At 56.4% G+C, this 25,902-nt stretch carries 24 protein-coding genes; 15 read left to right on the forward strand and 9 right to left on the reverse strand.

Translation table 11 applies throughout. The features are described from left to right. Positions 1-79: 79 nt before the first annotated feature. Both NKJ21_RS10540 and NKJ21_RS10545 read right to left on the reverse strand, forming a co-directional pair. Positions 80-1,780, reverse strand: a complete 1,701-nt coding sequence (locus NKJ21_RS10540) for a lysophospholipid acyltransferase family protein (RefSeq protein WP_080929108.1) — start codon at positions 1,778-1,780, stop codon at positions 80-82. Positions 1,781-2,174: 394 nt separating this feature from the next. Further along, entirely contained in the window at positions 2,175-2,351 is a 177-nt protein-coding gene (locus NKJ21_RS10545; protein WP_165454779.1) for a hypothetical protein, read from the reverse strand. Between the two features lie 72 nt (positions 2,352-2,423). Between NKJ21_RS10545 and NKJ21_RS10550 the strand changes: the two genes are divergently transcribed. The 3 genes from NKJ21_RS10550 (at position 2,424) to NKJ21_RS10560 (ending at position 5,277) form a co-directional block, all read left to right on the forward strand. Continuing rightward, entirely contained in the window at positions 2,424-3,287 is an 864-nt protein-coding gene (locus tag NKJ21_RS10550; RefSeq protein WP_064142719.1) for a YicC/YloC family endoribonuclease, read from the forward strand. A gap of 182 nt (positions 3,288-3,469) precedes the next feature. After that, positions 3,470-4,216, forward strand: a complete 747-nt coding sequence (locus NKJ21_RS10555) for an isocitrate lyase/phosphoenolpyruvate mutase family protein (protein ID WP_080929107.1) — start codon at positions 3,470-3,472, stop codon at positions 4,214-4,216. Positions 4,217-4,218: 2 nt separating this feature from the next. Next, on the forward strand, positions 4,219-5,277 hold the full coding sequence (locus tag NKJ21_RS10560; RefSeq protein ID WP_080929106.1) for a bifunctional transcriptional activator/DNA repair enzyme AdaA: 1,059 nt from the start codon (positions 4,219-4,221) through the stop codon (positions 5,275-5,277). Positions 5,278-5,334: 57 nt separating this feature from the next. Here NKJ21_RS10560 and NKJ21_RS10565 read toward each other — a convergent pair whose 3' ends face one another. Further along, entirely contained in the window at positions 5,335-6,585 is a 1,251-nt protein-coding gene (locus tag NKJ21_RS10565; RefSeq protein WP_218809424.1) for a chloride channel protein, read from the reverse strand. A gap of 275 nt (positions 6,586-6,860) precedes the next feature. On the opposite strand from NKJ21_RS10565, the gene NKJ21_RS10570 reads away from it, so the two are divergent. Beyond that, positions 6,861-7,478: a trimeric intracellular cation channel family protein gene (locus NKJ21_RS10570; protein ID WP_012540300.1), complete on the forward strand. Its 618-nt coding sequence runs from the start codon at positions 6,861-6,863 to the stop codon at positions 7,476-7,478. Positions 7,479-7,483: 5 nt separating this feature from the next. Here NKJ21_RS10570 and ligB read toward each other — a convergent pair whose 3' ends face one another. Further along, positions 7,484-9,160, reverse strand: coding sequence for an NAD-dependent DNA ligase LigB (gene ligB, locus NKJ21_RS10575; protein WP_254732890.1), 1,677 nt, complete (start codon positions 9,158-9,160; stop codon positions 7,484-7,486). Positions 9,161-9,418: 258 nt separating this feature from the next. Between ligB and gmk the strand changes: the two genes are divergently transcribed. The 7 genes from gmk to fpr all read left to right on the forward strand — a co-directional run bounded on the left by gmk (position 9,419) and on the right by fpr (position 17,250). Then, entirely contained in the window at positions 9,419-10,042 is a 624-nt protein-coding gene (gmk, locus tag NKJ21_RS10580) for a guanylate kinase (RefSeq protein WP_002922664.1), read from the forward strand. 54 nt (positions 10,043-10,096) lie between these two features. Then, positions 10,097-10,372, forward strand: coding sequence for a DNA-directed RNA polymerase subunit omega (gene rpoZ, locus NKJ21_RS10585; RefSeq protein WP_000135058.1), 276 nt, complete (start codon positions 10,097-10,099; stop codon positions 10,370-10,372). An 18-nt stretch (positions 10,373-10,390) separates the two neighbouring features. Then, positions 10,391-12,511, forward strand: a complete 2,121-nt coding sequence (gene spoT / locus NKJ21_RS10590) for a bifunctional GTP diphosphokinase/guanosine-3',5'-bis pyrophosphate 3'-pyrophosphohydrolase (protein WP_008806818.1) — start codon at positions 10,391-10,393, stop codon at positions 12,509-12,511. Positions 12,512-12,515: 4 nt separating this feature from the next. Then, positions 12,516-13,205: a tRNA (guanosine(18)-2'-O)-methyltransferase TrmH gene (gene trmH / locus NKJ21_RS10595; RefSeq protein ID WP_044612993.1), complete on the forward strand. Its 690-nt coding sequence runs from the start codon at positions 12,516-12,518 to the stop codon at positions 13,203-13,205. 5 nt (positions 13,206-13,210) lie between these two features. After that, the gene (recG, locus tag NKJ21_RS10600; RefSeq protein WP_012540296.1) at positions 13,211-15,292 is read left to right on the forward strand and encodes an ATP-dependent DNA helicase RecG; all 2,082 of its coding nucleotides are present in this window, start codon (positions 13,211-13,213) and stop codon (positions 15,290-15,292) included. Positions 15,293-15,342: 50 nt separating this feature from the next. Next, a complete protein-coding gene (glpX, locus tag NKJ21_RS10605; protein WP_022064595.1) occupies positions 15,343-16,353 on the forward strand; it encodes a class II fructose-bisphosphatase in 1,011 nt (336 codons plus the stop codon). 150 nt (positions 16,354-16,503) lie between these two features. After that, complete coding sequence (gene fpr / locus NKJ21_RS10610; protein ID WP_012540295.1) at positions 16,504-17,250, forward strand: ferredoxin--NADP(+) reductase; 747 nt, start codon at positions 16,504-16,506, stop codon at positions 17,248-17,250. Here fpr and NKJ21_RS10615 read toward each other — a convergent pair whose 3' ends face one another. Beyond that, positions 17,251-17,679, reverse strand: a complete 429-nt coding sequence (locus NKJ21_RS10615) for a DUF805 domain-containing protein (RefSeq protein ID WP_004173894.1) — start codon at positions 17,677-17,679, stop codon at positions 17,251-17,253. Between the two features lie 112 nt (positions 17,680-17,791). Between NKJ21_RS10615 and NKJ21_RS10620 the strand changes: the two genes are divergently transcribed. Then, complete coding sequence (locus NKJ21_RS10620) at positions 17,792-18,391, forward strand: YiiQ family protein (protein ID WP_008806815.1); 600 nt, start codon at positions 17,792-17,794, stop codon at positions 18,389-18,391. 109 nt (positions 18,392-18,500) lie between these two features. Then, the gene (gene tpiA / locus NKJ21_RS10625; RefSeq protein WP_002922909.1) at positions 18,501-19,268 is read left to right on the forward strand and encodes a triose-phosphate isomerase; all 768 of its coding nucleotides are present in this window, start codon (positions 18,501-18,503) and stop codon (positions 19,266-19,268) included. Between the two features lie 92 nt (positions 19,269-19,360). On the opposite strand, the gene NKJ21_RS10630 is transcribed toward tpiA, so the two are convergent. The 4 genes from NKJ21_RS10630 to zapB all read right to left on the reverse strand — a co-directional run bounded on the left by NKJ21_RS10630 (position 19,361) and on the right by zapB (position 23,049). Then, positions 19,361-20,665 carry an SLC13 family permease gene (locus tag NKJ21_RS10630; protein ID WP_008806814.1) on the reverse strand — a complete coding sequence of 435 codons (1,305 nt, stop codon included), beginning with the start codon at positions 20,663-20,665 and terminating at the stop codon, positions 19,361-19,363. Positions 20,666-20,729: 64 nt separating this feature from the next. Then, entirely contained in the window at positions 20,730-21,500 is a 771-nt protein-coding gene (locus tag NKJ21_RS10635) for a CDP-diacylglycerol diphosphatase (protein ID WP_165456084.1), read from the reverse strand. Positions 21,501-21,662: 162 nt separating this feature from the next. Then, the gene (locus NKJ21_RS10640) at positions 21,663-22,652 is read right to left on the reverse strand and encodes a sulfate ABC transporter substrate-binding protein (protein ID WP_002922936.1); all 990 of its coding nucleotides are present in this window, start codon (positions 22,650-22,652) and stop codon (positions 21,663-21,665) included. 151 nt (positions 22,653-22,803) lie between these two features. Continuing rightward, complete coding sequence (zapB, locus tag NKJ21_RS10645; protein WP_008806812.1) at positions 22,804-23,049, reverse strand: septal ring assembly protein ZapB; 246 nt, start codon at positions 23,047-23,049, stop codon at positions 22,804-22,806. Between the two features lie 442 nt (positions 23,050-23,491). Between zapB and NKJ21_RS10650 the strand changes: the two genes are divergently transcribed. Further along, a complete protein-coding gene (locus NKJ21_RS10650; RefSeq protein ID WP_012540293.1) occupies positions 23,492-24,343 on the forward strand; it encodes an MIP/aquaporin family protein in 852 nt (283 codons plus the stop codon). A gap of 21 nt (positions 24,344-24,364) precedes the next feature. Next, positions 24,365-25,876, forward strand: coding sequence for a glycerol kinase GlpK (gene glpK / locus NKJ21_RS10655; RefSeq protein ID WP_008806810.1), 1,512 nt, complete (start codon positions 24,365-24,367; stop codon positions 25,874-25,876). Positions 25,877-25,902: the final 26 nt, after the last annotated feature.

The raw sequence follows: 25,902 nt of genomic DNA on the forward strand, positions 1-25,902 counted from the left end.
CATCCGTACGCATAGAGTTTTTCATTACTGATGTCTGGATTGAATTATTCTCATTCCAAACCCTAACGTTATCGTCAGTTTAATCCTTTAAATAATGCTTAAAGTATATTTCATTCAATTTATCGAGAGCACTCAGGTTTAAACCAGCGATCGAGTGAAAAGCATCATCTTTTGTGAATGCAAGAATCGACGATCCGCCTGGAGAAAACCATTTAGCGCTCTGTTTAAAAGGCCATGGTAGTTCATAACCTTTTACTCTTAGTAAATCGTTAAGCACACGCCAGTCGTCTCTAAAATCATTTCCGGAAAATGGGCTATCACTTTGTGCACCTTCTGCAGTGAATAATTGAATTGGCGTACAAAAGTTAACCGAACTTGGAAAGTACATATTATAAAAACTTACAATGAGTTTCTGCACCTCTTCAGGAAAAGAGCCGGGAATCGTTAACACACCTAACAAATATTTATAGTCTGGATATCTTTTTATAAAATCAAATATCCCCCGCCATAAATAATCAAGTACATTACTTTTTTGATAAGGCTTCTGGATAAATCCACGGCCGATTTCCACACACTGGCTTAAACAGGAATAGGCATTATTATGGTACTTGAACAGGCTGTTGCTATAGAGGCCTGTTATTCCATGTTGCGCTAACTGCTCACCAACGGGTATTAGACGATAGGCACCCAGTATTTCTTCATCAGAAGGATCCCATAAAATGACATGGTAATAGGTTTCATCAAAAACATCATTATCTCTGTCTTTACCGGATCCAGCGCCAATATCGCGATAACAGCGCTCGCGTAAGCGCCCTAGCTCATCAATAATGGGTGAGTCTCCGAGGGTATTACAGCGAAATATCAATAATTTTCTACCATCATCAAATTGTCTTAATACTTCGCACTCTTCTATTGCGTTTATTAAACTCTCTCGACTACCTGTTAATTGTTGCGGAGAAACCGTATCTACCAGCGCCGGGCCATTCTCTCCGATGCTCTGGAGATGCATCAAGCATACACTTGACGCGGCAGACAGATCTTTATTAAATCGATTAAACGAAGATAAGGCTATTTGCTGCCCTACTTTGATTTTCATGGACTTACCACGATGGCGTAGCGCTTCACGAATAATCATTATATTTGACAGTTGCCGCCAGACCGTCGCAGCTAAATAATAAGTTTTGCTGTTTGATCCCGTAATATGGACAGGTACCAGCGCCGCGTTGTTTCTCATCGCCAGTTGTAAAAAACCGGGATTCCATTGATGTTCCTGTAAACCTGAAAGAGACCAGCTAGCCAACTTACCTGCAGGACAAATAATCAACACACCACCGTTCTTCAGGTGATCGTTCATTTCCCTGAATTTCTTATGGCTCATCTTACCAGCCATATTCTCAATACCAATGGTAAGTTCTGCCACCTGTGGGAATATCATTGGCAAAATATGGTTAGCCACTATTTTTATATCTTTCCTGACCTGAGCGATAGTATGTATTAAAGCAATGCCATCCATCACCGTCGGATGATTTGAAATAACAACTGTAGCACCCTGTCGGGGTATATTATTAAAGTCAGAGTATTCCGTTTCACATCGGACGTTAAAAAAATCAACGACCGAACTAACCCAATGCACACCATTTTTATTAATTAACCGTTCGTCGTTTATTAAACGAGAGAATACCTTATTTCCAAATGCGACTCTGAAAACCCATTTTTTCCAGTGTGGGATATTGGTATCCGGGAAAAACTCTCGCATGACTCTGTCAAAGATAGCGTTCATATTAAAATCCTTTTTATAGAACTAATCTAAAACGACTATACTCGTGATCCTTCTGTCGGACAATACCGCCCAAAATGAAAACCCACTAATACAAAATTAATGAATATAGTTGAAGTGATAATATTCATGAAGACAATATAAACAATAGCAGGTTTAATATATTCGCCGTAATAAATTCAAAAAAAGCATACATAATACTTAAAGATAATACACCATAGTATTTCCAGTGGTTATATTTGGCACGAAATCATCACTCTAATCATATTTTCCGCCAAGAAACTAGCTCGTATAGCATCATCTGTATTTGATGTTCACGCCAAATAACATAAAACCATTAACTACAGCAAAAAGTAATATCTCCCCGCGGTCAACAAAGCGCAGAAAAACCATTTCTTCAGTAAGCCCGAATAATTAACCACATATAACTTAACAGCGTCATTGACGTAAAATTGCCAATACAAAATGTTTTATTTTTACCCACAACAGAAGCATACCGCTCGCTTAACTTAGTAATTGCATGAAATAGATTGCGGCTATGCCCCTCAAAACAATCGCCATCCAGGTATTTCATCACTATTCCTGTTAAGTCACCGCCCGCATAGCTATAATCCTTGCATTCATTATTACGAAAACAGGAACGTCTATGATCCGCAGTATGACCGCCTATGCCCGCCGTGAAATCAAGGGTGACTGGGGTAGCGCCGCATGGGAGCTGCGCTCGGTAAACCAGCGCTATCTGGAAACGTACTTCCGTCTGCCGGAGCAGTTCCGTAGTCTGGAGCCCGTGGTACGCGAGCGCATTCGCGCCCGCCTGACTCGCGGTAAAGTCGAATGCACTCTGCGTTTTGAACAAGATCCCAGCGCACAGGGTGAACTTATCCTCAACGAAAACCTGGCTAAACAGCTGGTGAACGCTGCCAACTGGGTGAAAATGCAGAGCGATGAAGGGGAAATCAACCCGGTTGATATCCTGCGCTGGCCGGGCGTGATGGCCGCCAAAGAGCAGGATCTCGACGCCATCGCCGCCGACATTCTGGCCGCTCTTGATGGCGCGCTGGACGACTTCATCGTCGCCCGCGAAACGGAAGGCCAGGCCCTGAAAGCGCTTATCGAGCAGCGGCTTGAAGGAGTGAGCGGCGAAGTGACCAAAGTTCGCGCCCATATGCCGGAAATCCTCCAGTGGCAGCGCGAGCGTCTGGTTGCCAAACTGGAAGACGCGGAAGTGCAGCTGGAAAATAACCGTCTTGAGCAAGAGCTGGTGCTGATGGCGCAGCGTATCGACGTTGCCGAAGAGCTGGACCGCCTTGAAGCGCACGTTAAAGAGACCTACAACATTCTGAAAAAGAAAGAGGCTGTGGGTCGCCGTCTCGACTTTATGATGCAGGAGTTCAACCGTGAGTCGAACACCCTGGCGTCAAAATCGATTAACGCCGAGGTCACCAACTCCGCGATTGAGCTGAAGGTACTGATCGAGCAAATGCGCGAACAGATACAGAATATCGAGTAACGCTTTCTCACCCATCCAGGCACTACCGTATAAAAGGTCATGATCAATCATGGCCTTTTTATTTATCTCTCCCGCCGGCTGACGATAAGAATCTACGTATAAAAATAGTCGTCCAGTTTTCGGTTGTGGCAAATGAGCCCAACGCGGCACAGTCTGGGGACACACCACCGCGGGAGAAAAGAATGAACTTCAACGCGCTTCACCAGCAAAACCAACCGTTGTTGCTTGCCAACGTCTGGGATGCCAGCAGCGCTCAGGCCGCTCAGCAGGCCGGTTATCAGGCGCTGGGCTCCTCCAGCGCTGCTATCGCCGCAATGTTAGGGTATGAAGATGGCGAAGAGATGAGTTTTGACGAGCTGTTATATATCGTCTCACACATCAAAGCTGTTAGCGAACTGCCGTTAAGCGTCGATTTAGAGGCGGGCTACAGCGCCACAACCAGCCACATCATTGACAATATCCAGCGTCTGGCGCATCTCGGCGTGAGCGGAATAAACCTCGAGGATAGTCATGTGGTGAATAATACGCGTCGTCTTGACGATGCCGTGGTCTTTGCCGCCAAAATCCAGGAAATCACCCACGCTTGTCCCGATATGTTTGTTAATGTCCGCACCGATACCTTTCTTCTCAACGTACCCAATGCACTGGATGAGACGCTCTATCGCGGTCAGTTATACGCTAACCATGGCGGATGCGGTTTTTTTGTGCCTTGCGTCACCCGCGCGGAAGATATTACCGCCATTGTCCGCCACGTGCCTTTACCCTTAAACGTAATGTGTATGCCTGAGCTGGCGGACTTCAGTACCTTATCGGCACTGGGCGTAAAACGAATTTCGATGGGCAATTTTATTCATGCTGCCACACAGGCCAGACTGAAAGACTTATTATGTCAGGTGCAAGCTAACTACTCTTTCTCGGGTGTTTTTTGACCATGAAAATTACCGACAGCATCCAGTGCGATATCTGGTATCAGGCGCTGCTTGAACGCGCTGTGGAGTTTACCGGCGTCTTTTTCGTTGGCGTGAAAACCACCGGCGTATTTTGTATCTCGGTCTGTCGGGCGCGAAAACCCAGGCGGGAAAACGTCGAATTCTATAATGACGTTAAATCCGCTCTGGATGCCGGGTTCCGGCCATGCAAAGTCTGTCGCCCGACGGAGAATGCCCGGACAGCCCCCGCCTTTGTTGAGCAAGCGCTCCGCCTGCTGCGAGAAGACCCGAAGGTTCGCCTCAGTGATAGCGAACTACGTCAGCACGATATTAGCCCGGAACGCGTTCGCCGCTGGTTCCTGCAAAACCACGGGGTCACCTTTCAGGCTTTTCAACGGATGCAGCGCGTTAATATGGCGCTTCAGGAGCTGAAAGCAGGCCGATCAACCACCGATGTCGCTTTCGATAGCGGCTATGAGTCCTTAAGCGGTTTCGGCTATACCTGCAAAAAATTGACCGGTTCCGCACCCAGCGCGCAACGCCAGGTTGTTTTAATTCATCGTTTTACCACCCCGTTAGGGCCAATGTTTGTTTGTGCAACGCAGCGGGGGATTTGTCTGCTGGAGTTTGTCGACAGACGAGCGCTGGAGACAGAATTCAGCGACCTGCAGCGACGGTTCGACGCCAGCATCATCGCTGGTGAAAACGCCCACACCCGGCAGGCGCAACAGGAAATAACGGAGTATTTTGCCGGGCGGCGTCAATCGTTCGAGGTGGCGCTTGATACCCCAGGCAGCGAATTCCAGCGAGCGGTCTGGCGCCATTTACAGTACGTTAGCTTCGGTGAGACGACGCATTATCAATCGATTGCGATGGATATAGGTAAACCAACGGCCACGCGCGCGGTGGCTGCAGCAAACGGCGCTAACCGCGTCGCGATTATCATCCCCTGCCATCGAATTATCGGCAAAGATGGTTCGATGACCGGTTACGGCGGCGGCGTTGCACGTAAAAAATGGCTTATTAACCATGAGGCAACCATCAGGGAAAAATGCGGCTGATTTTACTTCCCGGATGAAGGGCCCCTCCCTGTTCACTTTCACTGCGGCTCGGTAAACCTATTTTTTGTCCAGCGCCCGGCAGGTTAAAAACGCCCCTGCCGCGCACAGCAGCGCCGGAGCAAGATAGCTGTGATCCATGTGGGTGAACTCCATCACCAGCGCCACCGCGGTCAGCGGCATCTGCATGGAGGCGGCGAGAAACGCGGCCGCCCCCACCAGAGCGAAGCTGCTTTTATCTCCGCCAGGGAAGCCGAGCTGCCAGAGTGCGCAGAGCAGCAGACTGACCAGTCCGCCTACCGCCAGCCCCGGGGTTAACAATCCACCCTCCGCGCCGCCGCGCAGCACCGCCAGGATCACCACCATCTTCAACACTAACAGGATAGCGACCATAGAGAGAGGCAGCCCGTCGCTGAGCGCCAGCTGCATTGGTCCCTTGCCATTGCCCGGAAGTTCCGGGAAATAAAGGCTCAGGATGGCAAGAAGGGAAAACCCCAGCAGACAGAACACCGGCATCTGCCAGTTACTTCGGACACGTGAACGCGCTGCGCTGGTCGCTTTACGAAAGAGCCAGGCGCCGGTGCCAAGAATCGGGCCCGCCAGAATCGCCCACCAGAGAAAGGAATGCGGAAGCGTGCTGGAAACAAAATGGTATTGCGATTCATCCCCTAACCCCAGGGTGGCCGTCCACGCGGCAATCGCCGAGGTCATTATCGCCGCCAGCGTTTTTTCCCAGCTAAACGACAGCAGCATGACCTCAAGGCTGAACAACGCCCCTGCCAGCGGGACGTTATAGACCGCCGCCAGACCGGCGCCCGCCCCACAGGCGATCAGCGTGCGAGTTTCATCTTCCAGCAGGCCCAGCTTACGCGCCACCATCCCCGCCCCCAGCGCGCCCATTTCCCGGGGCGCCACTTCGCGGCCAAGCGGGGAACCCAGCGCTACGGTGACGATCTGCAGCAGGGCGTGGATCGTCGTGGTGCCTGCTGGCATGGGTACGGAAGGGTTGGCCACCGCCGCCGCAATGGAAATCCGCTTCTGCCCATAGCGACCAAGCAGCCACCAGCCAAATCCGGCGACGACGCCGCCGGCCACGATTGCCGCGATGCGGCGTGGCCAGGACGACTCCGTGACGCCCTGTAAAAATGACACCGAACCGACGATCTGCCCGGCACTGTAGCCAAAAGCCAGGTGCTGTATCGCGTGTAAAATCAGCGCCAGCACCATGCCGGCCAGGCCAGCCAGAATCCCGGTTAATACCACGGCTATCAGGCGGGTCAGATTGTTTTTATTCCCGGCGGCGACGCTCATTTTCTCAGGCCTTGAAAAGGAAAAATAAAAGAATAAAGGACGAGACTTAAACATTGCGTAATCATAGTGTCTTCGATAGTGATACCCGTCGCTTCACTTAGCATTACTTTTTCTAATCAATAAAAATACCTAAAAAATCAATAAACCTTTAAATCAAGCCATCACAGATACTACTTCCATTAATTTTTCCTGGCGTAAATGATTCGCTTTAGAAAATCTCAATCGTGATCCTGCGCACAAATCGTTAACCTGCCCGCCATTATCTGGGGGGATCTATGCTGCTTCATGTTCTGTATTTAATCGGTATCACCGCGGAAGCCATGACCGGCGCGCTGGCTGCCGGGCGCCGGCGGATGGACACGTTTGGCGTCATCATTATCGCCACCGCGACCGCGCTGGGCGGGGGTTCCGTTCGCGATATCCTGCTGGGACATTATCCTCTCGGCTGGGTGAAACATCCGGAATATGTCATTATTGTCGCTGTCGCCGCCGTCCTCACCACCATTGCCGCTCCAGTGATGCCTCACCTTCGCCGGCTGTTTCTGGTGCTGGACGCGCTGGGGCTGATCGTGTTTTCCATCATCGGCGCGCAGATCGCCCTGGATATGGGCGAAGGTCCGATCATCGCCTCTATCGCCGCGGTCATCACCGGCGTTTTTGGCGGCGTACTGCGCGATATGTTCTGCAAACGCATTCCGCTGGTCTTCCAGAAAGAGCTCTATGCCGGGATCTCGTTTGCCGCAGCCGTACTCTATATTGCCCTGCAACATTACGTCAGCAGCCACGATGTGGTGGTGCTGGCTACGCTGCTGTTCGGCTTTACCGCCCGCATGCTGGCACTGCGCTGGAAACTGGGGCTACCGGTCTTCCACTACACCCATGATAGCCACTAACCGCCTCAAAATCCGGGAATGCGCTGCCCACTGAGCCATTGCGCCAGCGCCACCACATCCGGATGGTGCAGGAAGGCCACCAACTGGCGGGCTCTGATCTCCCCCACGCCCGGCAGCGCGCGCCATTGCGCTTCACTTTTTGCCGCCAGCAGATGCCAGTTCTCGCTTTCGAGCTGCGCCAGCGCCCCCTGAGGCACCGGGAGCCCCATCGCCAGCACCCAGCGGATAAAAGGCCGTTTGCGAACGAGATCAAATTGATGCCAGAGGTGCTGCCCGCGGGCGGCGGAGATCCCTGGCACCGCCTGCAGCTGCTCCACCGTAAGCGCCAGCCAGGAAAAAATATGCGTCATCGGGTTTTGCTGCTGAATAGCGCGCCATAAATGTTCCCCCACGCCATCGACATCCAGCGCGGACTTTGATGACAGCCAGATCAGCCGGGAAAGAAACTGTTCGCTGCACTCAGGGGTGGCGAAATAGCAGGTTAGCGCATTGAATTTCGCCGCCGGCGGCGTCGGTTTATGGCGCTCGGCCGTCCGCCAGACGACGGCGTCGATCCGAGGAATCCCCTGCCCTGCCAGACTGATCTGCAGCTGATCGCCAACCCCAATATCCAGCGCCTGCCAGCGGGCCACAGAGCCAACATTAACCCGCTGCACGCGTTTATCATCCAGCCGCTGGGGCTCAAGCTGGGCCACGACGTTGAGCCTGCCGCTGCGGCCGGTGCTGAAATGGATCGCCCGTACCTCCATCACTTGCGAGGCCGGAGGATACTTCCAGGCCGCCAGCCACTCTCCCTTTCCGGGAGACCAGGCACGTCCCGGCGGTTCGCGCCCTTCGCGCACAATCACGCCATCGCTGACGAAGGGAAGCGGCGAGCGATACCAGCGCTGGCGCCACTGCGCCACCTGTTCGACGCGTGTCACCGGGTGGGTATATTGCCCGCTGTACTTAAACCCCGCCTGCGTCAGCAGCTGCTGTCGACGGCGCATATCCGACGGGCCGTCTGGCCAGGCCCAGATAAAAACGTCCAGTTGACTGAGCGCCGCCGCCGCGTCGGCTCGCATCATCAACCCGGCGACTTTCGCCCGCGCGTTCATCCCCCCAGCCTGCTGCTGAACATGGCCGTCCCGGCGCAGAAACAGCTCCCCCTGCAGCACGCTGTTGGCCAGTTCACCGGTCGTCACTTTCGCCAGCGCCGGGATCTGCCGCGCTCGGGCGGTCCATGCCTCACCGCGCAGACCATCGCCGCGGCTAATGGCCTGAACCAAACTCCCCTGGCGATAGACCAGGGTCACCGCCACGCCGTCCACTTTAGGCTGTATCCACAGGTCGGTTTTATTTTTCATCCAGTGGGCCACGCTGACCTCATCCACCAGCTTGCGCACGCCGGTATGGGCCACCGGATGACGCGCATCGCCGGTGGGCGGAGGCAGATCGTCATCTTCAGGCGTCGTGCCCGGAAAGCATTGTCGCCACTGCGCCAGGCGCAGGGTGAGCTGGTCGTAAACCTCATCGCTCACTTCGCTGGCGCCTTGTCGCCAGTAGTCCTCTTTCCAGGCGACAATTTGCTGATGAAGGCGTGAAATCTCCTGCCTTCCTTTGGCCGGCGGCCAGTCCGGACACGTCGCCAGCGCGCTGGCAGAGAACATCCCCATCGCCAGCCACCACCCTCCTTTTCGCATAGCATTCCTCTCCTTCGTCACCTGGCGGAGAGTCTGCTGTAGAACACCGCGAACCGCGATGGGTACTTTTTCGCCTTGCGAAGCGCCTTCCAGGATTTACGCCTCATTGCAGCAACGGCTGGCGAATTCAGGAAAACGGCAGGCAAAATGAAAGAAACCGCGGCAAAAAGTGTGACAATGACTGCGTCACGCCGCGGCGACGTGTATAATAGGCTCGTATGTAGGACCTCTTTCGATAACCACATACAAAAGACACTCATGGCTCAAGGCACGCTTTATATTGTTTCCGCCCCTAGCGGCGCGGGTAAATCCAGCCTGATTCAGGCTTTATTAAAAACCCAACCGTTGTATGACACCCAGGTATCGGTTTCCCATACCACGCGGGCGCCGCGTCCGGGTGAAGTGCACGGCGAACACTATTTCTTCGTGAATCACGACGAATTCCGCTCGATGATTGGCGAAAACGCGTTTCTGGAACATGCAGAGGTCTTTGGCAACTATTACGGCACGTCGCGTAAAGCGATCGAGCAGGTGCTGGCGACCGGCGTCGATGTCTTCCTCGATATAGACTGGCAAGGTGCGCAGCAGATCCGTAAAAGCATGCCCGGCGCACGCAGCATTTTTATTCTGCCGCCGTCAAAAGATGAACTGGACCGTCGCCTGCGCGGCCGCGGCCAGGACAGCGAAGAGGTGATCGCGAAACGGATGGCCCAGGCCGTTGCGGAAATGAGCCATTACGCGGAATATGATTACCTGATTGTGAACGATGATTTTGACACCGCCCTGAGCGACCTGAAAAATATCATCCGCGCTGAACGTCTGCGCATGAGCCGCCAAAAGCAGCGACATGGCGCTTTAATCACCAAACTATTGGCAGACTGAACCCACATTCAGTATCATGCCCAGTCATTTCTTCACCTGTGGAGCATTTTAAGTATGGCACGCGTAACTGTTCAGGACGCTGTAGAGAAAATTGGTAACCGTTTTGACCTGGTACTGGTCGCCGCGCGTCGCGCTCGTCAGATGCAGGTAGGCGGAAAGGATCCGCTGGTACCGGAAGAAAACGATAAAACCACCGTTATCGCACTGCGCGAAATCGAAGAAGGTCTGATCAACAACCAGATCCTCGACGTACGTGAGCGCCAGGAACAGCAAGAGCAGGAAGCCGCTGAATTACAAGCCGTTACCGCGATTGCTGAAGGTCGTCGTTAATCACACAGCGGGTCGCCCTTGTATCTGTTTGAAAGCCTGAATCAGCTGATTCAAAACTACCTGCCGGAAGAGCAAATTAAGCGCCTTCGGCAGGCGTATCTCGTTGCACGTGACGCTCACGAGGGTCAGACACGTTCAAGCGGTGAACCCTATATCACGCACCCGGTCGCGGTAGCCTGCATTCTGGCCGAGATGAAGCTCGACTATGAAACGCTGATGGCCGCGCTGCTGCATGATGTGATTGAAGATACCCCCGCCACCTACCAGGACATGGAACAGCTTTTTGGTAAAAGCGTTGCCGAACTGGTAGAGGGGGTGTCGAAACTTGATAAGCTCAAGTTTCGCGATAAGAAAGAGGCGCAGGCCGAAAACTTTCGCAAAATGATCATGGCGATGGTGCAGGACATCCGCGTCATCCTCATCAAGCTTGCCGACCGCACCCACAACATGCGTACTCTGGGCTCGTTACGCCCGGATAAACGCCGCCGCATCGCCCGCGAAACGCTGGAAATTTACAGCCCGCTGGCGCACCGTTTAGGTATCCATCACATCAAGACCGAGCTCGAAGAGCTGGGCTTTGAAGCGCTGTACCCTAACCGCTACCGCGTCATTAAAGAGGTGGTCAAAGCGGCGCGCGGCAACCGTAAGGAGATGATCCAAAAGATCCTCTCTGAAATCGAAGGGCGTTTGCAGGAAGCGGGGATCCCCTGCCGCGTCAGCGGTCGCGAAAAGCATCTGTACTCCATCTACTGCAAAATGGTGCTTAAAGAGCAGCGTTTTCACTCGATCATGGATATCTACGCCTTCCGCGTTATCGTCCATGATGCCGATATCTGCTATCGCGTGCTCGGCCAGATGCACAGCCTCTACAAACCGCGTCCAGGTCGTTTCAAAGATTACATCGCCATTCCGAAAGCGAACGGCTATCAGTCTTTGCATACCTCGATGATCGGCCCCCACGGCGTCCCGGTCGAGGTACAAATTCGTACCGAAGACATGGACCAGATGGCGGAGATGGGGGTTGCGGCGCACTGGGCTTATAAAGAGCACGGCGGCGAAAGCAGCACCACCGCGCAAATCCGCGCTCAGCGCTGGATGCAAAGCCTGCTGGAGCTGCAGCAGAGCGCCGGCAGCTCGTTTGAATTTATCGAGAGCGTAAAATCCGATCTGTTCCCGGATGAGATTTACGTTTTCACCCCGGAAGGTCGCATTGTCGAACTGCCCGCCGGCGCCACGCCGGTGGACTTCGCCTACGCGGTGCATACCGATATCGGCCATGCCTGCGTTGGCGCGCGCGTCGATCGCCAGCCTTATCCGCTGTCGCAGCCGCTCTCCAGCGGCCAGACTGTCGAAATTATCACCGCGCCGGGCGCACGCCCGAATGCCGCCTGGCTGAACTTTGTCGTCAGCTCGAAAGCGCGCGCCAAGATCCGTCAGTTGCTGAAAAACCTTAAGCGCGACGATTCGGTCAGCCTTGGCCGTCGTCTGCTCAATCACGCGCTGGGCGGAAGCCGCAAACTCGCCGAGATCCCGCCGGAGAATATCCAGCGCGAACTCGATCGCATGAAGCTGGCCACGCTTGACGATCTGCTGGCGGAAATCGGTCTGGGCAACGCCATGAGCGTCGTGGTGGCGAAAAACCTGCAGCAGGGCGAAGCCGCTGCGGCGCCGGTACCGGCTAACGCGTCGAACCACGGCCATCTGCCGATCAAAGGCGCCGATGGCGTGTTGATCACCTTCGCCAAGTGCTGTCGCCCGATCCCAGGTGACCCGATTATCGCCCACGTCAGCCCGGGTAAAGGGCTGGTTATCCACCATGAATCCTGTCGTAACATTCGCGGCTACCAGAAAGAGCCGGAGAAATTTATGGCGGTTGAGTGGGATAAAGAGACCGCTCAGGAGTTCATCACCGAAATCAAGGTGGACATGTTTAACCACCAGGGCGCGCTGGCTAACCTGACGGCGGCGATCAACACCGCGTCTTCCAATATCCAGAGCCTGAATACGGAAGAGAAAGATGGCCGCGTATACAGCGCCTTTATCCGCCTGACCGCGCGTGACCGCGTGCATCTGGCGAATATCATGCGCAAAATCCGCGTCATGCCGGACGTGATTAAAGTCACCCGTAACCGAAACTAGCTTTATGAACTCAAAGCGCTACGAGCGTATCTGCGAGATGCTCGCCAGGCGTCAGCCTGACCTGACGGTCTGCATGGAGCAGGTCCATAAGCCTCATAACGTCTCTGCGGTCATTCGGACCGCAGATGCCGTTGGCGTACACGAAGTGCATGCCGTCTGGCCAAGCAGCCGGATGCGTACCATGGCCTCCGCCGCCGCGGGCAGCAACAGCTGGGTGCAGGTGAAAACCCACCGCACCATCGCAGATGCCGTCGGCCACCTGAAAGGCCAGGGCATGCAAATTCTCGCCACTCACCTTTCCGACAAAGCCATCGATTTTCGTGAAATCGACTATACGCGTCCAACCTGCATCCTGATGGGTCAGGAGAAAACCGGCATCACCCAGGAAGCGCTGGCGCTGGCCGATCAGGACATCATTATCCCGATGATCGGCATGGTGCAGTCGCTGAACGTCTCCGTCGCCTCGGCGCTGATCCTTTACGAGGCGCAGCGCCAGCGGCAGAACGCCGGGATGTACCAACGCGCCAACAGCATGCTGCCGCCGGAAGAGCAGCAGCGCCTGCTGTTCGAAGGCGGTTATCCGGTGCTGGCCCGCGTCGCCCGACAAAAAGATCTGCCTTACCCCCACGTCAACGAGCAGGGCGAAGTGGAAGCCGATGACGCATGGTGGGCTACCATGCAGGCAACGAGGTAAACCTGATGTCAGGCCGCCTGCTCGATGCCGTACCGCTCAGCTCACTCACCGGAGTGGGCGCTGCGCAAAGCAGTAAACTGGCGAAGATCGGCCTGCATACGGTTCAGGACCTGCTGCTGCACCTGCCGCTGCGTTACGAAGATCGCACCCATCTTTACCCGATAGCCGAGCTGCTTCCCGGGGTTTATGCCACCGTGGAAGGCGAAGTGCTCAACAGCAATATCACCTTCGGCGGCCGGCGGATGATGACCTGCCAGATCAGCGACGGCACCGGCATCCTCACCATGCGCTTTTTCAACTTTAACGCGGCGATGAAAAACAGCCTCGCGACTGGTCGTCGGGTGCTGGCCTACGGTGAAGCCAAACGCGGGAAGTACGGCGCCGAGATGATCCACCCGGAATACCGCGTCCAGGGCGATATGAGCACCCCAGAACTGCAGGAAACGTTAACTCCGGTCTATCCGACCACCGAAGGCATCAAGCAGGCGACCCTGCGCAAGCTCACCGATCAGGCGCTTGAGCTCCTGGAAACCTGCGCGATTAGCGAACTCCTGCCACCGGAGCTGGCGCAGGGGATGATGAGCCTGCCGGAAGCGCTGCGTACGCTGCACCGTCCGCCTCCCTCCTTGCAACTTAGCGAGCTGGAAAGCGGCAAGCACCCGGCGCAGCAGCGTCTGATTCTGGAAGAGCTGCTGGCGCATAACCTCAGCATGCTGGCGCTGCGGGCAGGCGCCCAGCGCTATCACGCCCTGCCGCTCGGCGCCAACGATACCCTGAAAAACCAGCTGCTGGCCTCCCTGCCCTTTAAGCCCACCGGCGCGCAGGCGCGGGTTACCGCCGAGATCGAACACGATATGGCGCTGGACGTGCCGATGATGCGCCTGGTGCAGGGCGATGTTGGCTCCGGTAAAACGCTGGTCGCCGCGCTGGCCGCCGTGCGCGCTATCGCCCACGGCAAACAGGTGGCGCTGATGGCGCCCACCGAACTGCTTGCCGAACAGCACGCCAATAACTTCCGCAGCTGGTTTGAACCGCTGGGCATAGAAGTCGGCTGGCTGGCGGGCAAACAGAAAGGCAAAGCCCGTCAGGCGCAGCAGGAGGCTATCGCCAGCGGCGAAGTGCAGATGATTGTCGGCACTCACGCCATCTTCCAGGAGCAGGTGCAGTTTAACGGCCTGGCGCTGGTGATTATCGACGAACAACACCGCTTCGGCGTGCATCAGCGGCTGGCGCTGTGGGAAAAAGGTCAGCAGCAGGGGTTCCACCCGCATCAGCTGATCATGACCGCCACGCCTATCCCCCGCACCCTGGCAATGACCGCCTACGCCGATCTGGACACCTCGATTATCGACGAGCTGCCGCCGGGCCGAACCCCGGTGACCACCGTCGCCATCCCGGACACCCGGCGCAGCGATATTATCGACCGCGTACGCAACGCCTGCACCCACGAAGGGCGCCAGGCCTATTGGGTTTGTACGCTAATTGAAGAGTCCGATCTGCTGGAAGCCCAGGCGGCGGAAGCGACCTGGGAAGAGCTCAAACTGGCGCTGCCGGAACTTAATATCGGCCTCGTCCACGGGCGGATGAAACCGGCCGAGAAGCAGGCGGTAATGCAGGCCTTCAAGCAGGGCGAGATGCATCTGCTGGTGGCCACCACGGTGATTGAAGTCGGTGTTGACGTGCCTAACTCAAGCCTGATGATTATCGAAAACCCGGAACGTCTGGGTCTGGCGCAGCTGCACCAGCTCAGAGGGCGCGTCGGGCGCGGCGCGGTCGCTTCCCACTGCGTGCTACTCTATAAATCGCCGCTCTCCAAAACGGCTCAGAAACGCCTGCAGGTCCTGCGCGACAGCAACGACGGTTTCGTCATCGCTCAGAAAGACCTCGAAATCCGCGGTCCCGGCGAGCTGCTCGGCACCCGCCAGACCGGCAACGCCGAATTTAAAGTAGCGGACTTGCTGCGCGATCAGGCGATGATCCCCGACGTTCAACGCATTGCTCGCCATATTCATGAACGCTATCCGCTGCAGGCCCAGGCGCTTATCGAGCGCTGGATGCCGGAAACCGAACGCTATTCCAACGCGTAGCGCGCGCTTTTGCCGCGCTGCGGGCAATTTTTCTACACAACGAGTGGATTATGAAACGAGAACTGGCCATCGAATTTTCGCGTGTCACCGAAGCCGCCGCGCTGGCGGGCTATAAATGGCTGGGCCGCGGCGATAAGAATACCGCCGACGGCGCAGCGGTTAACGCCATGCGCATTATGCTTAACCTCGTCAATATCGACGGCACCATCGTCATCGGCGAGGGCGAAATCGATGAAGCGCCGATGCTCTATATCGGCGAAAAAGTGGGTACCGGCAAGGGCGATGCGGTAGATATCGCTGTCGATCCCATCGAAGGCACCCGCATGACGGCGATGGGCCAGGCCAACGCCCTGGCGGTGATGGCGGTCGGCGATAAGGGCTGCTTCCTCAACGCGCCGGATATGTATATGGAAAAGCTGATCGTCGGCCCGGGTGCTAAAGGCGCTATCGATCTCAATCTGCCGCTGGAAGAGAACCTGCACAATATCGCCCGCGCCCTGAAAAAACCGCTGGGCGAGCTGACCGTCACCGTGCTGGCGAAACCGCGCCACGACGCGGTCATTGCCCAGCTGCAGCAGCTGGGCGTGCGTGTATTCGCGATTCCCGATGGCGACGTCGCGGCCTCTATTCTCACCTGCATGCCGGATAGCGAAGTCGACGTACTGTACGGCATCGGCGGCGCGCCGGAAGGGGTGGTTTCCGCCGCGGTGATCCGCGCCCTCGACGGTGATATGCAGGGGCGTCTGCTGGCTCGCCACCACGTGAAGGGCGATAACGAAGAGAACCGCCGCATCGGTGAAAACGAGCTGGCGCGCTGCAAAACCATGGGCATTGAAGCAGGCAAAGTGCTGCGTCTGGATGAAATGGCGCGCAGCGATAACGTCGTCTTCTCCGCCACCGGGATCACCAAAGGCGATCTGCTGGACGGCATCACCCGCAAGGGCAACATGGCCACCACCGAGACGCTGCTGATCCGCGGCAAGTCGCGCACTATCCGTCGTATTCAGTCGATTCATTACCTCGACCGTAAAGATCCGGACATCCAGCAGCACATCCTGTAATACCGCTTTTTCTCTCCCAGGCAACCGTCCGCAGGCGGTTGCCCTGTTCTTCGTTTATATTTGATCAATAGAGCTTTCTTGTGCCTTCGGGGTGGAAATCTTACTCGTCTGGACCGAAGATAAGGCATCGCTTGGCAACAGGAGAAGACGATGGCGGACTGGGTTAGCGGCAAAGTGACAAAAGTGGAGTACTGGACGGATGCCTTGTTCAGTTTATACGTGCGGGCGCCTGTTCATCCGTTTACCGCCGGGCAGTTTACCAAGCTCGGACTGGAAATCGACGGAGAACGCGTGCAGCGCGCCTACTCCTACGTCAATGCCCCCGGCAATCCCGATCTCGAGTTCTATCTGGTCACCGTCCCGGAAGGCAAGCTGAGCCCGCGTCTGGCGGCGCTGAAGCCGGGCGATGAAGTCCTGGTGGTGAGTGAAGCGGCAGGTTTCTTCGTCCTCGAGGAGGTACCGGATTGCGATACCCTGTGGATGCTGGCGACCGGCACTGCCCTCGGGCCGTACCTGTCAATTTTGCAGGAAGGCAAAGATCTTGAACGCTTTAACAACCTGGTACTGGTCCACGCCGTCCGCTACGCCGCGGACCTGAGCTATCTGCCGCTGATGCGCGAACTCGAGCAGCGCTATGCCGGTAAACTACGCATCCAGACCGTGGTCAGTCGCGAAACAGTGGAAGGCTCGCTGACCGGCCGGGTACCGTTCCTGATTGAAACCGGCGCGCTGGAAGAGGCGGTCGGGCTGGCGATGAACACCGACACCAGCCACGTCATGCTGTGCGGCAACCCGCAAATGGTGCGCGATACCCAACAGCTGTTAAAAGAGACCCGGCAGATGACCAAACATCTGCGTCGCCGGCCGGGCCATATGACAGCGGAGCACTACTGGTAATCAGGCGTCCGCTTTCCAGCGCACGTCCTGGGTCTCCTTGCCGAACTTATTCTCGCCCTGGGTGCCGACAAACGCCCCCAGGTCGATCAACATCATGACGATAATCAACGTCGGCACAAAGCGCCCGACGCCCCACTGCCAGACCTGCGGCAGCATCGCCCAGTTCCCCGCCAGCAGCATCCACGCCAGAATCATCAGCAGCGCCCACAATCCGGATTTGCCGCGATCGTGCAGCCGCTTGACCACCACCGCCGCCGTCGGCCACAGCAGGCAGACGATAATAAACGCCGCCGTCTGCAGGTTGAGAAGATTGCTGCCTGCCAGGGTAAACAGGGCGCTCATGGTCACCAGCCAAATGGCAATCCAGATCCAGAAATCGCGGCGGCCAATGCGCCCTTTAATTGAGAATAACCACTGCTGTAGGGTCATGCGTTTTTCCTTATCATCATCGTCTGCGTAGTTTACCCTGGCGTCGTGACTTTTTGACAAGCGCCGCGCTTCCCGATTTAATCGTCAGCAGGCAAAAAAAGGAACGACGGGCATGAAGAAGTGGACAATCTTGTGTTTAAGTGGGCTGATGGGCCTGACCGTCGGCCCGCACGCGTTGTCCGCAGAAAGCGAATCGGCGACTGCGGCGCCCTATCTGCTCTCTGGCGCCCCGAGTTTTGACCTGTCGATCAGCCAGTTCCGGGAAAAATTTAACGCCGATAACCCGAAGCTGCCCCTGAACGAATTCCGTTCCATCGCCACCAGCCGGGATCAGGCTAATCTGACCCGCGCCGCCAGCAAAATTAATGAAAATCTCTATGCCTCGACCGCGCTGGAGCGCGGCACGCTGAAGATCAAATCCATGCAGATCACCTGGCTGCCGATCCAGGGGCCGGAGCAAAAGGCGGCGAAAGCCAAAGCGCTGGAGTATATGAGCGCCATGATCCGCGCCTTTGTCCCCACCCTTAGCCCGGCGCAAAGCCAGCAAAAGCTGCAGAAACTGCTGACCGCCGGCAAGGGCAAACGCTACTTTGCCGATACCGAAGGCGCTGTACGCTATGTGGTGGCAGATCATGGCGAAAAGGGTCTGACCTTCGCCATTGAACCGATTAAGCTGGCGTTATCTGAAACGCTGGAAGGCAACAATAAATGACAAAAAGCAAAGCCTTTCCAGTGACGAGTCTCTATACTGTTTCACAGACCATGCTGCCCTCTGGGGCGGCTATATTCCTTAATTCGCTTAAGTAGCGTGGAGAATTAAAATGCGACATCCTTTAGTGATGGGTAACTGGAAACTGAACGGCAGCCGCCACATGGTAAACGAACTGGTTGCGAACCTGCGTACCGAGCTGGCTGGCGTAAGCGGCTGTGCAGTTGCCATCGCCCCGCCGGAAATGTATCTGGACCTGGCTAAACGTGCGGCAGAAGGCAGCCACATTCACCTGGGCGCGCAGAACGTTGACGTGAACCTGTCCGGCGCATTCACCGGTGAAACCTCCGCCGAAATGCTGAAAGATATCGGCGCACAGTACATCATCATCGGCCACTCCGAGCGTCGTACCTACCACAAAGAATCCGACGAGCTGATCGCGAAGAAATTCGCTGTGCTGAAAGAGCAGGGTCTGACCCCGGTACTGTGCATCGGTGAAACCGAAGCCGAAAACGAAGCGGGCAAAACCGAAGAAGTTTGCGCACGTCAGATCGACGCCGTGCTGAAAACGCAGGGCGCTGCCGCTTTCGAAGGCGTGGTTATCGCTTACGAACCGGTATGGGCTATCGGTACCGGCAAATCCGCGACCCCGGCTCAGGCTCAGGCGGTGCACAAATTCATCCGTGACCACATTGCTAAAGCTGACGCGAAAATCGCTGAGCAAGTGATCATCCAGTACGGTGGTTCCGTTAACGCTGGCAACGCAGCAGAGCTGTTCACCCAGCCGGACATCGACGGCGCGCTGGTTGGCGGCGCCTCCCTGAAAGCTGACGCTTTCGCGGTGATCGTTAAAGCAGCAGAAGCAGCGAAAAAAGCGTAATTCGCTTTTCCCGGTGGCGAAACGCGACCGGGGTGACTGACAAAACGTGGGAGCCCGGCTTAGCACAGCGCAAGCCGGGCTTTCTTTTGCCGTTACAGTTTCCCCAACAGCTGATACCACGCGTAGTCCAGCGGCAGTAAAATCAGATAACTCACCGCCGCCAGCGCCAGACACAGTTGCATCCCCGCCCTCGCCGGGACCTTGCCTAACCCCATCGCCACCACGATCGGCGACGCCTGATAGGGCAGCAGCGGCGTGGAATACCCCAGCACCTGAATCATGATCACGCTGAGTAGCGGGAAACCGGTCGCGTCGGCAAAGCTCTGCGCAAAAGTGGTATACAGCGCCGGCACGCCGTTGGCGGTCATAATAAAGTTCAGCGCGCTGGTTATCCCGGTCAGGGCGAGGAAGCTGGTGAACGGATTGTCTTTATCCAGCGGCATCACCTGCAGCAGCGCATTGCCCACCGCACCGCCAATTCCGGTTTGGGTAACGGCGATCGCCAGTCCCAGAATCCCGGCAACATAAATGCAGGTGCGCATATTCACCCCGCTGGCAAACTCCTCACCGTTGATAAAGCCCACCCGCGGCAGCAGCGTGACCACTGCCGCCGCCAGGCCTGTCCACGCCGGGCCGACGCCGTGCCAGCTCTCGGTCACCCATAGCGTGAGGACTACCGCCAGCAGCCACGCCAGACGTTTCTCGTCGCGGCTCATCGGCGGCAGCGGCGCCAGGTCACGCGGTGGATGCGGCTTGCCGGGAAACAGCCTGCAAATCAGCGCCACCAGCACCGCCCCTTTCAGCCAGCCAAGCACCGGCGTATGCAGCAGCAAATAGGGAACATAATTCAGATGGATACCGTACGAGCCTTCCGCCGCGCCGCTCATCACCAGATTTGGCACGTTAGCGGGCAAAATCGTCGCCGAAAGCTGAAAGGTGCCGAACCCCACCGCCAGGGCCAGGCCGAACCAGCCGCGGCTGCCATCGACAATGCCCGCGCGGCGGGCCATCGCCGCCACGATCGGCATCAGCAGCGCGATACGTCCCATGTTGGAAGGCATCACAAACGCCAGCGCGTAGCTCAGCAACACCACGCTGCCGACCATCCGCGGCCAGGAGTCAGTGAGCCGCGCAGACAGCGCCTGCGCCGCCCGGTCCGCCAGCCCGGTTTTACGGATCGCGATACCGAGCACAAAGCCGCTGAACACCAGCCAGAACGCCGAGGAGGCAAAGCCGCCGAAGATCACCTCCGGCGGAGCGATTTTGGCCATCATCGCCGCCGCGAAGAACAGCAGCGCGGTGATAAATTCCGGCAGCAGCGACGTCGCCCAGAGCACAATGGTGACGCCGACAATCAATGAAGGAAGGAACAGCGGGTGGGTAAGCCAGAGCGACATGCCTGTCTCCTGTCGTTTTTTTCAGCAAGAATACGACGACAGGTAAGACAGGTAAACGCCAGAACTAGTGGTTTGCGTTAAGGATGGCGCAACGATGATCCTGAATTTCTTCCGCTGAAGCCCGGTTCAGGGTCAGCAGGTTACGCTCCGTCGCCAGCAGCACCAGCGAGCCGTCGCTCTGCTGCGCCATCGCCAGCGCGAAGCGTCCCATATGTTCGCGCGCCTCCGGCACCTCTTCCGCCAGCATCAGGAACGGGCTGCGCTGGGCCAGTTCGGCCTCCGTCACCCGGCGCGCCAGGTATTCATGGCCCTGAAGCCCGCCCGGCAGCGGCAGCCAGCGGCTGCTGACCGCGCCCGCATCCTTATCTAACTGCGCGCGCACATCGGGGCGCAGGCAGGAGATATGAATATGGAAATGGTTTTGCGTGCGTCCGCTGCGCGAGTTAATCGCCAGTGATATCGCGTTATCAGGAACCGGCGCGCCGTGACGCTGACTCATGATTTCACGTCCCTGCCAGGCCTGCCAGAAGAAGTTCGGAGTCAACGGGTCCAGCAGCAGCGGGCTTTCGGTGCCGTTAACGCGGTAGGTCGGCATTAGCAAATACTGCAGCGGGCCGTTACGGTCTTTAAACAGCACATAGCCGCCCTTGAGGTTCACTTCCGCGCACGGCGACGGATTTTGCTGCTGTTGCTGATGGGGTACGCACTGCTGCAGGACAATCTTGCGTAATGCGTCCGGGTTGCCGGAGTGCAGCCAGTAGTAGCCGCCCGCCAGCGCCGCGAGGATCGCCACCAGCAGCGCCAGCAAAAAGTATCTTACTCTTCTCATTTTCATTCCCTGTTAAGCCTGAAGCGGAAGAGTAACGTAATTTGATGACTAAATGAAAACAGATGGCGGGCGGGGAGTTATCCCGGGTAGCGGCTGACGCCTTACCCGGGCTACGCACCGCGCAAAACTGTAGCCCTGCTAAGCGTAGCGCAAGCAGGGACAAGAGGATTAACGCTGGCTAATCTGGTCGAAGGTGCCGCCGTTGGAGAAGTGCTCTTTCTGCGCTTTCGTCCAGCCGCCGAACTCCTGATCGATAGTAAACAGCTTCAGTTTCGGGAACTCGTTAGCATATTTCTTCGCCACATTCGGATCGCGCGGGCGGTAGAAGTTCTTCGCCGCAATCTCCTGGCCTTCCGGCGAGTAGAGATACTTCAGGTACGCTTCCGCCACCTGGCGCGTGCCTTTCTTATCTACCACTTTGTCGACCACAGAGACGGTCGGCTCAGCCAGAATCGACTCACTCGGGGTCACGATTTCAAACTTGTCTTTGCCCAGTTCGTTGGTCGCCAGCAGCGCTTCGTTTTCCCAGGCAATCAGCACATCGCCGATGCCGCGTTCTACGAAGGTATTGGTCGAACCACGCGCGCCGGAGTCCAGCACTTCCACGTTTTTATACAGTGCTTTGACGAATTCCTGGGCTTTCGCCTGGTCGCCGTGATTCTGATGCAGAGCATAGCCCCAGGCTGCCAGATAGTTCCAGCGGGCGCCGCCGGAGCTTTTCGGGTTCGGGGTAATGACCGACACGCCCGGTTTGATCAGGTCGTTCCAGTCATGGATCTGTTTCGGGTTGCCCTTGCGGACGAGGAACACGATGGTTGAGGTATACGGTGCGGAGTTATCCGGCAGGCGTTTCAGCCAGTTTTTATCGATACGGCCGCGTTCAGCAATGGCGTCTACGTCGTAGGCCAGCGCCAGTGTGACCACATCCGCTTCAATACCGTTAATCACTGAGGTCGCCTGTTTGCCAGAACCACCGTGCGACTGGCGGATCACCACGTTGTCGCCGGTCTCCTGCTTCCAGTGCGCGCTAAACGCTTTGTTGTACTGTTCGTACAGCTCGCGCGTTGGATCATAAGAAACGTTTAAAAGCTGAATGTCTTTTGCCAGAACGCTGGCGGATGCCAGCAACAGAGTTAACCCTACGCCCCACTTATTCATCGCACCGCTCTCTTTATGTGTGTTGTGATGGGCTAAGCGTGCCAGAAAGCGATTCAATGATTAAAGAATAAAAAAAGATTGGCTATAACTTGTGGATATAAAGAGGTGAATAAGGATTGCCCCCTCCCGGGCGGGAGAGGGCGCGAAGCGATTAGACTTCTTCCATACGGCCCAGCAGCGCCTGCAGGCGATCCTGCCAGCCCTGCTGTTGCTCTTTCAGCTGGCTGTTTTCGCGCTCCAGCTCTTCACGACCATGCTGCGCGCTCTGAACTTCCTGAACCAGAGTGTTGTTCTTTTCTTTCAGCTCTTCGATTTCCATCTGCAACAGAGTGATGGTATCAATCGCCTGCTGAACTTTAGATTCTAATTTCTCAAACACTTCTAATGACATCGTCATACCTCTCCTGAACTTGCAAGGCGTTGATAGAAACTCGTGTTTCGTATACGCGGTCCCGCCTTAACGAAAATTAGCGCACATAGCGGTGTTATCGTCGATTGTATGAATCCCCGCCGCCCCTGTCCAGCGGCAAGCCGCGCAGATTGCGGTTTGCAACACTTTTCAGTCTTTACCTGGTGCTTTCAGCGCAGTTCGCTCGTACTTCATGGGTCATTGTTAATTTTATGGTTAACAAAATGCGAGGTGAAACGCTCCGGCACCGGTCTCAATGCGCGCGGATGGCGCGAAAACGCTCATTTTCTTGACGCGGTACACACATTTGAAGTTCGATATTTCTCGTTTTTGCTCGTTAACGATAAATTAACACTATGCCTACATGGCAATATGGTCGTCTGTGACCACCCTACATACAATAATCATCACCACGCTTCAGGATTCGATTATGAGCCAAACATCAACCTTAAAAGGCCAGTGCATCGCAGAGTTCCTCGGTACCGGGTTGTTGATCTTTTTCGGCGTTGGGTGCGTGGCTGCGCTCAAGGTCGCGGGAGCCAGCTTCGGGCAATGGGAAATCAGCATCATCTGGGGTCTGGGCGTCGCCATGGCGATCTACCTGACCGCTGGGGTCTCCGGTGCGCACCTTAACCCTGCGGTAACTATCGCACTCTGGCTGTTCGCCTGCTTCGATGGCCGCAAAGTCGTCCCTTTTATCATTTCGCAATTCGCTGGCGCCTTTTGCGCTGCGGCATTAGTTTACGGGCTTTACTACAATCTTTTCCTCGATTATGAAACCACCCACCATATGGTCCGCGGCAGCGTAGAAAGCCTCGATCTGGCCGGCATCTTCTCCACCTATCCGAACCCGCATATCAATTTTGTGCAGGCCTTCGCGGTAGAGATGGTGATTACCGCTATCCTGATGGGCGTCATCCTGGCGCTGACCGACGATGGCAACGGCGTGCCGCGCGGTCCGCTTGCTCCGCTGCTGATCGGCCTGCTGATTGCGGTGATTGGCGCCTCCATGGGACCGCTGACCGGCTTCGCCATGAACCCGGCGCGTGATATCGGCCCGAAAGCTTTCGCCTGGCTGGCCGGCTGGGGCGACGTCGCCTTCACCGGCGGCAAAGATATTCCTTATTTTCTGGTGCCGCTGTGCGCACCGGTGGTCGGCGCGGCGCTGGGCGCATTCAGCTATCGTAAGCTGATTGGCCGTCACCTGCCTTGCGACACCTGCGTGGAGGAAGAGCAACAGAGCCCCTCCTCTTCCACCACTCAACATAAAGCTTCGCTGTAATCTGACTACGGGACACCGACTATGACCGACAAAAAATATATCGTTGCGCTTGACCAGGGCACTACCAGCTCCCGGGCCGTTGTGATGGATCATGATGCCAATATCGTCAGCGTCTCCCAGCGAGAATTTGAACAAATTTATCCTAAGCCAGGCTGGGTCGAACATGACCCGATGGAAATCTGGGCTTCCCAAAGCTCGACGCTGGTCGAAGCGCTGGCCAAAGCGGATATCAACTCCGATCAGATCGCGGCCATCGGCATCACCAACCAACGTGAGACCGTGGTGGTGTGGGAGCGTGAGACCGGTAAACCCATCTACAACGCCATCGTCTGGCAGTGCCGCCGTACCGCGGAGATCTGCGAGCAGCTCAAGCGTGACGGGATGGAAGAGTATATCCGCAAGGCCACAGGCCTGGTGGTGGACCCCTACTTCTCCGGCACCAAGGTAAAATGGATCCTCGACCATGTCGAAGGTTCCCGTGAACGTGCGAAACGCGGCGAGCTGCTGTTCGGTACCGTTGACACCTGGCTTATCTGGAAGATGACCCAGGGCCGCGTGCACGTTACCGACTACACCAACGCCTCACGTACCATGCTGTTCAACATCCACGAGCTGGACTGGGACGACAAAATGCTCGACGCGCTGGACATTCCGCGCGCCATGCTGCCGGAAGTGCGTAAGTCATCCGAAGTGTACGGCCAGACCAACATCGGTGGTAAAGGCGGGACCCGTATTCCTATCGCCGGGATCGCCGGTGACCAGCAGGCGGCCCTGTTCGGCCAGCTGTGCGTCAAAGAAGGGATGGCGAAAAACACCTACGGCACCGGCTGCTTTATGCTGATGAACACCGGTGAAAAAGCGGTCACCTCCACCCACGGTCTGCTGACCACCATCGCCTGCGGCCCGCGCGGCGAGGTGAACTACGCGCTGGAAGGGGCGGTGTTTATGGCCGGCGCGTCCATTCAGTGGCTGCGTGACGAGATGAAGCTCATCAGCGATGCCTTCGATTCCGAGTACTTCGCCACCAAAGTGAAGGATACCAACGGCGTATACGTGGTACCCGCGTTCACTGGTCTTGGCGCACCATACTGGGACCCGTATGCCCGCGGCGCGATTTTCGGCCTCACCCGCGGCGTGAACTCCAACCACATTATCCGTGCGACGCTGGAGTCCATCGCCTATCAGACCCGCGATGTGCTGGAGGCGATGCAGGCAGACTCTGGCATTCGTCTGCACGCCCTGCGCGTGGACGGCGGCGCGGTGGCTAACAACTTCCTGATGCAGTTCCAGTCCGATATCCTCGGCACCCGTGTCGAGCGTCCGGAAGTACGCGAAGTGACGGCGCTGGGCGCAGCCTATCTGGCGGGTCTGGCGGTCGGTTTCTGGCAGAATCTGGACGAGCTGCAGGAGAAAGCGGTGATTGAGCGCGAATTCCGCCCGGGGATTGAAACCACTGAGCGTAACTATCGTTACAGCGGCTGGAAGAAAGCGGTGAAACGCGCGTTAGCGTGGGAAGAGCACGACGAAGCGTAAGATTGTGGAGGTATTCCCGGCTTGCG

Source organism: Klebsiella sp. SWET4 (genome assembly GCF_024296565.1).
Lineage (GTDB): Bacteria > Pseudomonadota > Gammaproteobacteria > Enterobacterales > Enterobacteriaceae > Klebsiella > Klebsiella variicola.

Bases quoted from the DNA above. Each gene is read 5' to 3' on its own strand.
- ligB (WP_254732890.1), bottom strand. From the start codon at position 9,160: ATGCGAAAAGGAGGGTGGTGGCTGGCGATGGGGATGTTCTCTGCCAGC.
- NKJ21_RS10635 (WP_165456084.1), bottom strand. From the start codon at position 21,500: ATGAAAATGAGAAGAGTAAGATACTTTTTGCTGGCGCTGCTGGTGGCG.
- NKJ21_RS10550 (WP_064142719.1), top strand. From the start codon at position 2,424: ATGATCCGCAGTATGACCGCCTATGCCCGCCGTGAAATCAAGGGTGAC.
- tpiA (WP_002922909.1), top strand. From the start codon at position 18,501: ATGCGACATCCTTTAGTGATGGGTAACTGGAAACTGAACGGCAGCCGC.
- gmk (WP_002922664.1), top strand. From the start codon at position 9,419: ATGGCTCAAGGCACGCTTTATATTGTTTCCGCCCCTAGCGGCGCGGGT.
- NKJ21_RS10565 (WP_218809424.1), bottom strand. From the start codon at position 6,585: ATGAGCGTCGCCGCCGGGAATAAAAACAATCTGACCCGCCTGATAGCC.
- rpoZ (WP_000135058.1), top strand. From the start codon at position 10,097: ATGGCACGCGTAACTGTTCAGGACGCTGTAGAGAAAATTGGTAACCGT.
- recG (WP_012540296.1), top strand. From the start codon at position 13,211: ATGTCAGGCCGCCTGCTCGATGCCGTACCGCTCAGCTCACTCACCGGA.
- zapB (WP_008806812.1), bottom strand. From the start codon at position 23,049: ATGACGATGTCATTAGAAGTGTTTGAGAAATTAGAATCTAAAGTTCAG.
- glpK (WP_008806810.1), top strand. From the start codon at position 24,365: ATGACCGACAAAAAATATATCGTTGCGCTTGACCAGGGCACTACCAGC.
- fpr (WP_012540295.1), top strand. From the start codon at position 16,504: ATGGCGGACTGGGTTAGCGGCAAAGTGACAAAAGTGGAGTACTGGACG.
- NKJ21_RS10570 (WP_012540300.1), top strand. From the start codon at position 6,861: ATGCTGCTTCATGTTCTGTATTTAATCGGTATCACCGCGGAAGCCATG.
- NKJ21_RS10620 (WP_008806815.1), top strand. From the start codon at position 17,792: ATGAAGAAGTGGACAATCTTGTGTTTAAGTGGGCTGATGGGCCTGACC.
- NKJ21_RS10615 (WP_004173894.1), bottom strand. From the start codon at position 17,679: ATGACCCTACAGCAGTGGTTATTCTCAATTAAAGGGCGCATTGGCCGC.
- NKJ21_RS10640 (WP_002922936.1), bottom strand. From the start codon at position 22,652: ATGAATAAGTGGGGCGTAGGGTTAACTCTGTTGCTGGCATCCGCCAGC.
- NKJ21_RS10560 (WP_080929106.1), top strand. From the start codon at position 4,219: ATGAAAATTACCGACAGCATCCAGTGCGATATCTGGTATCAGGCGCTG.
- NKJ21_RS10555 (WP_080929107.1), top strand. From the start codon at position 3,470: ATGAACTTCAACGCGCTTCACCAGCAAAACCAACCGTTGTTGCTTGCC.
- NKJ21_RS10545 (WP_165454779.1), bottom strand. From the start codon at position 2,351: ATGAAATACCTGGATGGCGATTGTTTTGAGGGGCATAGCCGCAATCTA.
- NKJ21_RS10630 (WP_008806814.1), bottom strand. From the start codon at position 20,665: ATGTCGCTCTGGCTTACCCACCCGCTGTTCCTTCCTTCATTGATTGTC.
- NKJ21_RS10540 (WP_080929108.1), bottom strand. From the start codon at position 1,780: ATGAACGCTATCTTTGACAGAGTCATGCGAGAGTTTTTCCCGGATACC.
- trmH (WP_044612993.1), top strand. From the start codon at position 12,516: ATGAACTCAAAGCGCTACGAGCGTATCTGCGAGATGCTCGCCAGGCGT.
- glpX (WP_022064595.1), top strand. From the start codon at position 15,343: ATGAAACGAGAACTGGCCATCGAATTTTCGCGTGTCACCGAAGCCGCC.
- NKJ21_RS10650 (WP_012540293.1), top strand. From the start codon at position 23,492: ATGAGCCAAACATCAACCTTAAAAGGCCAGTGCATCGCAGAGTTCCTC.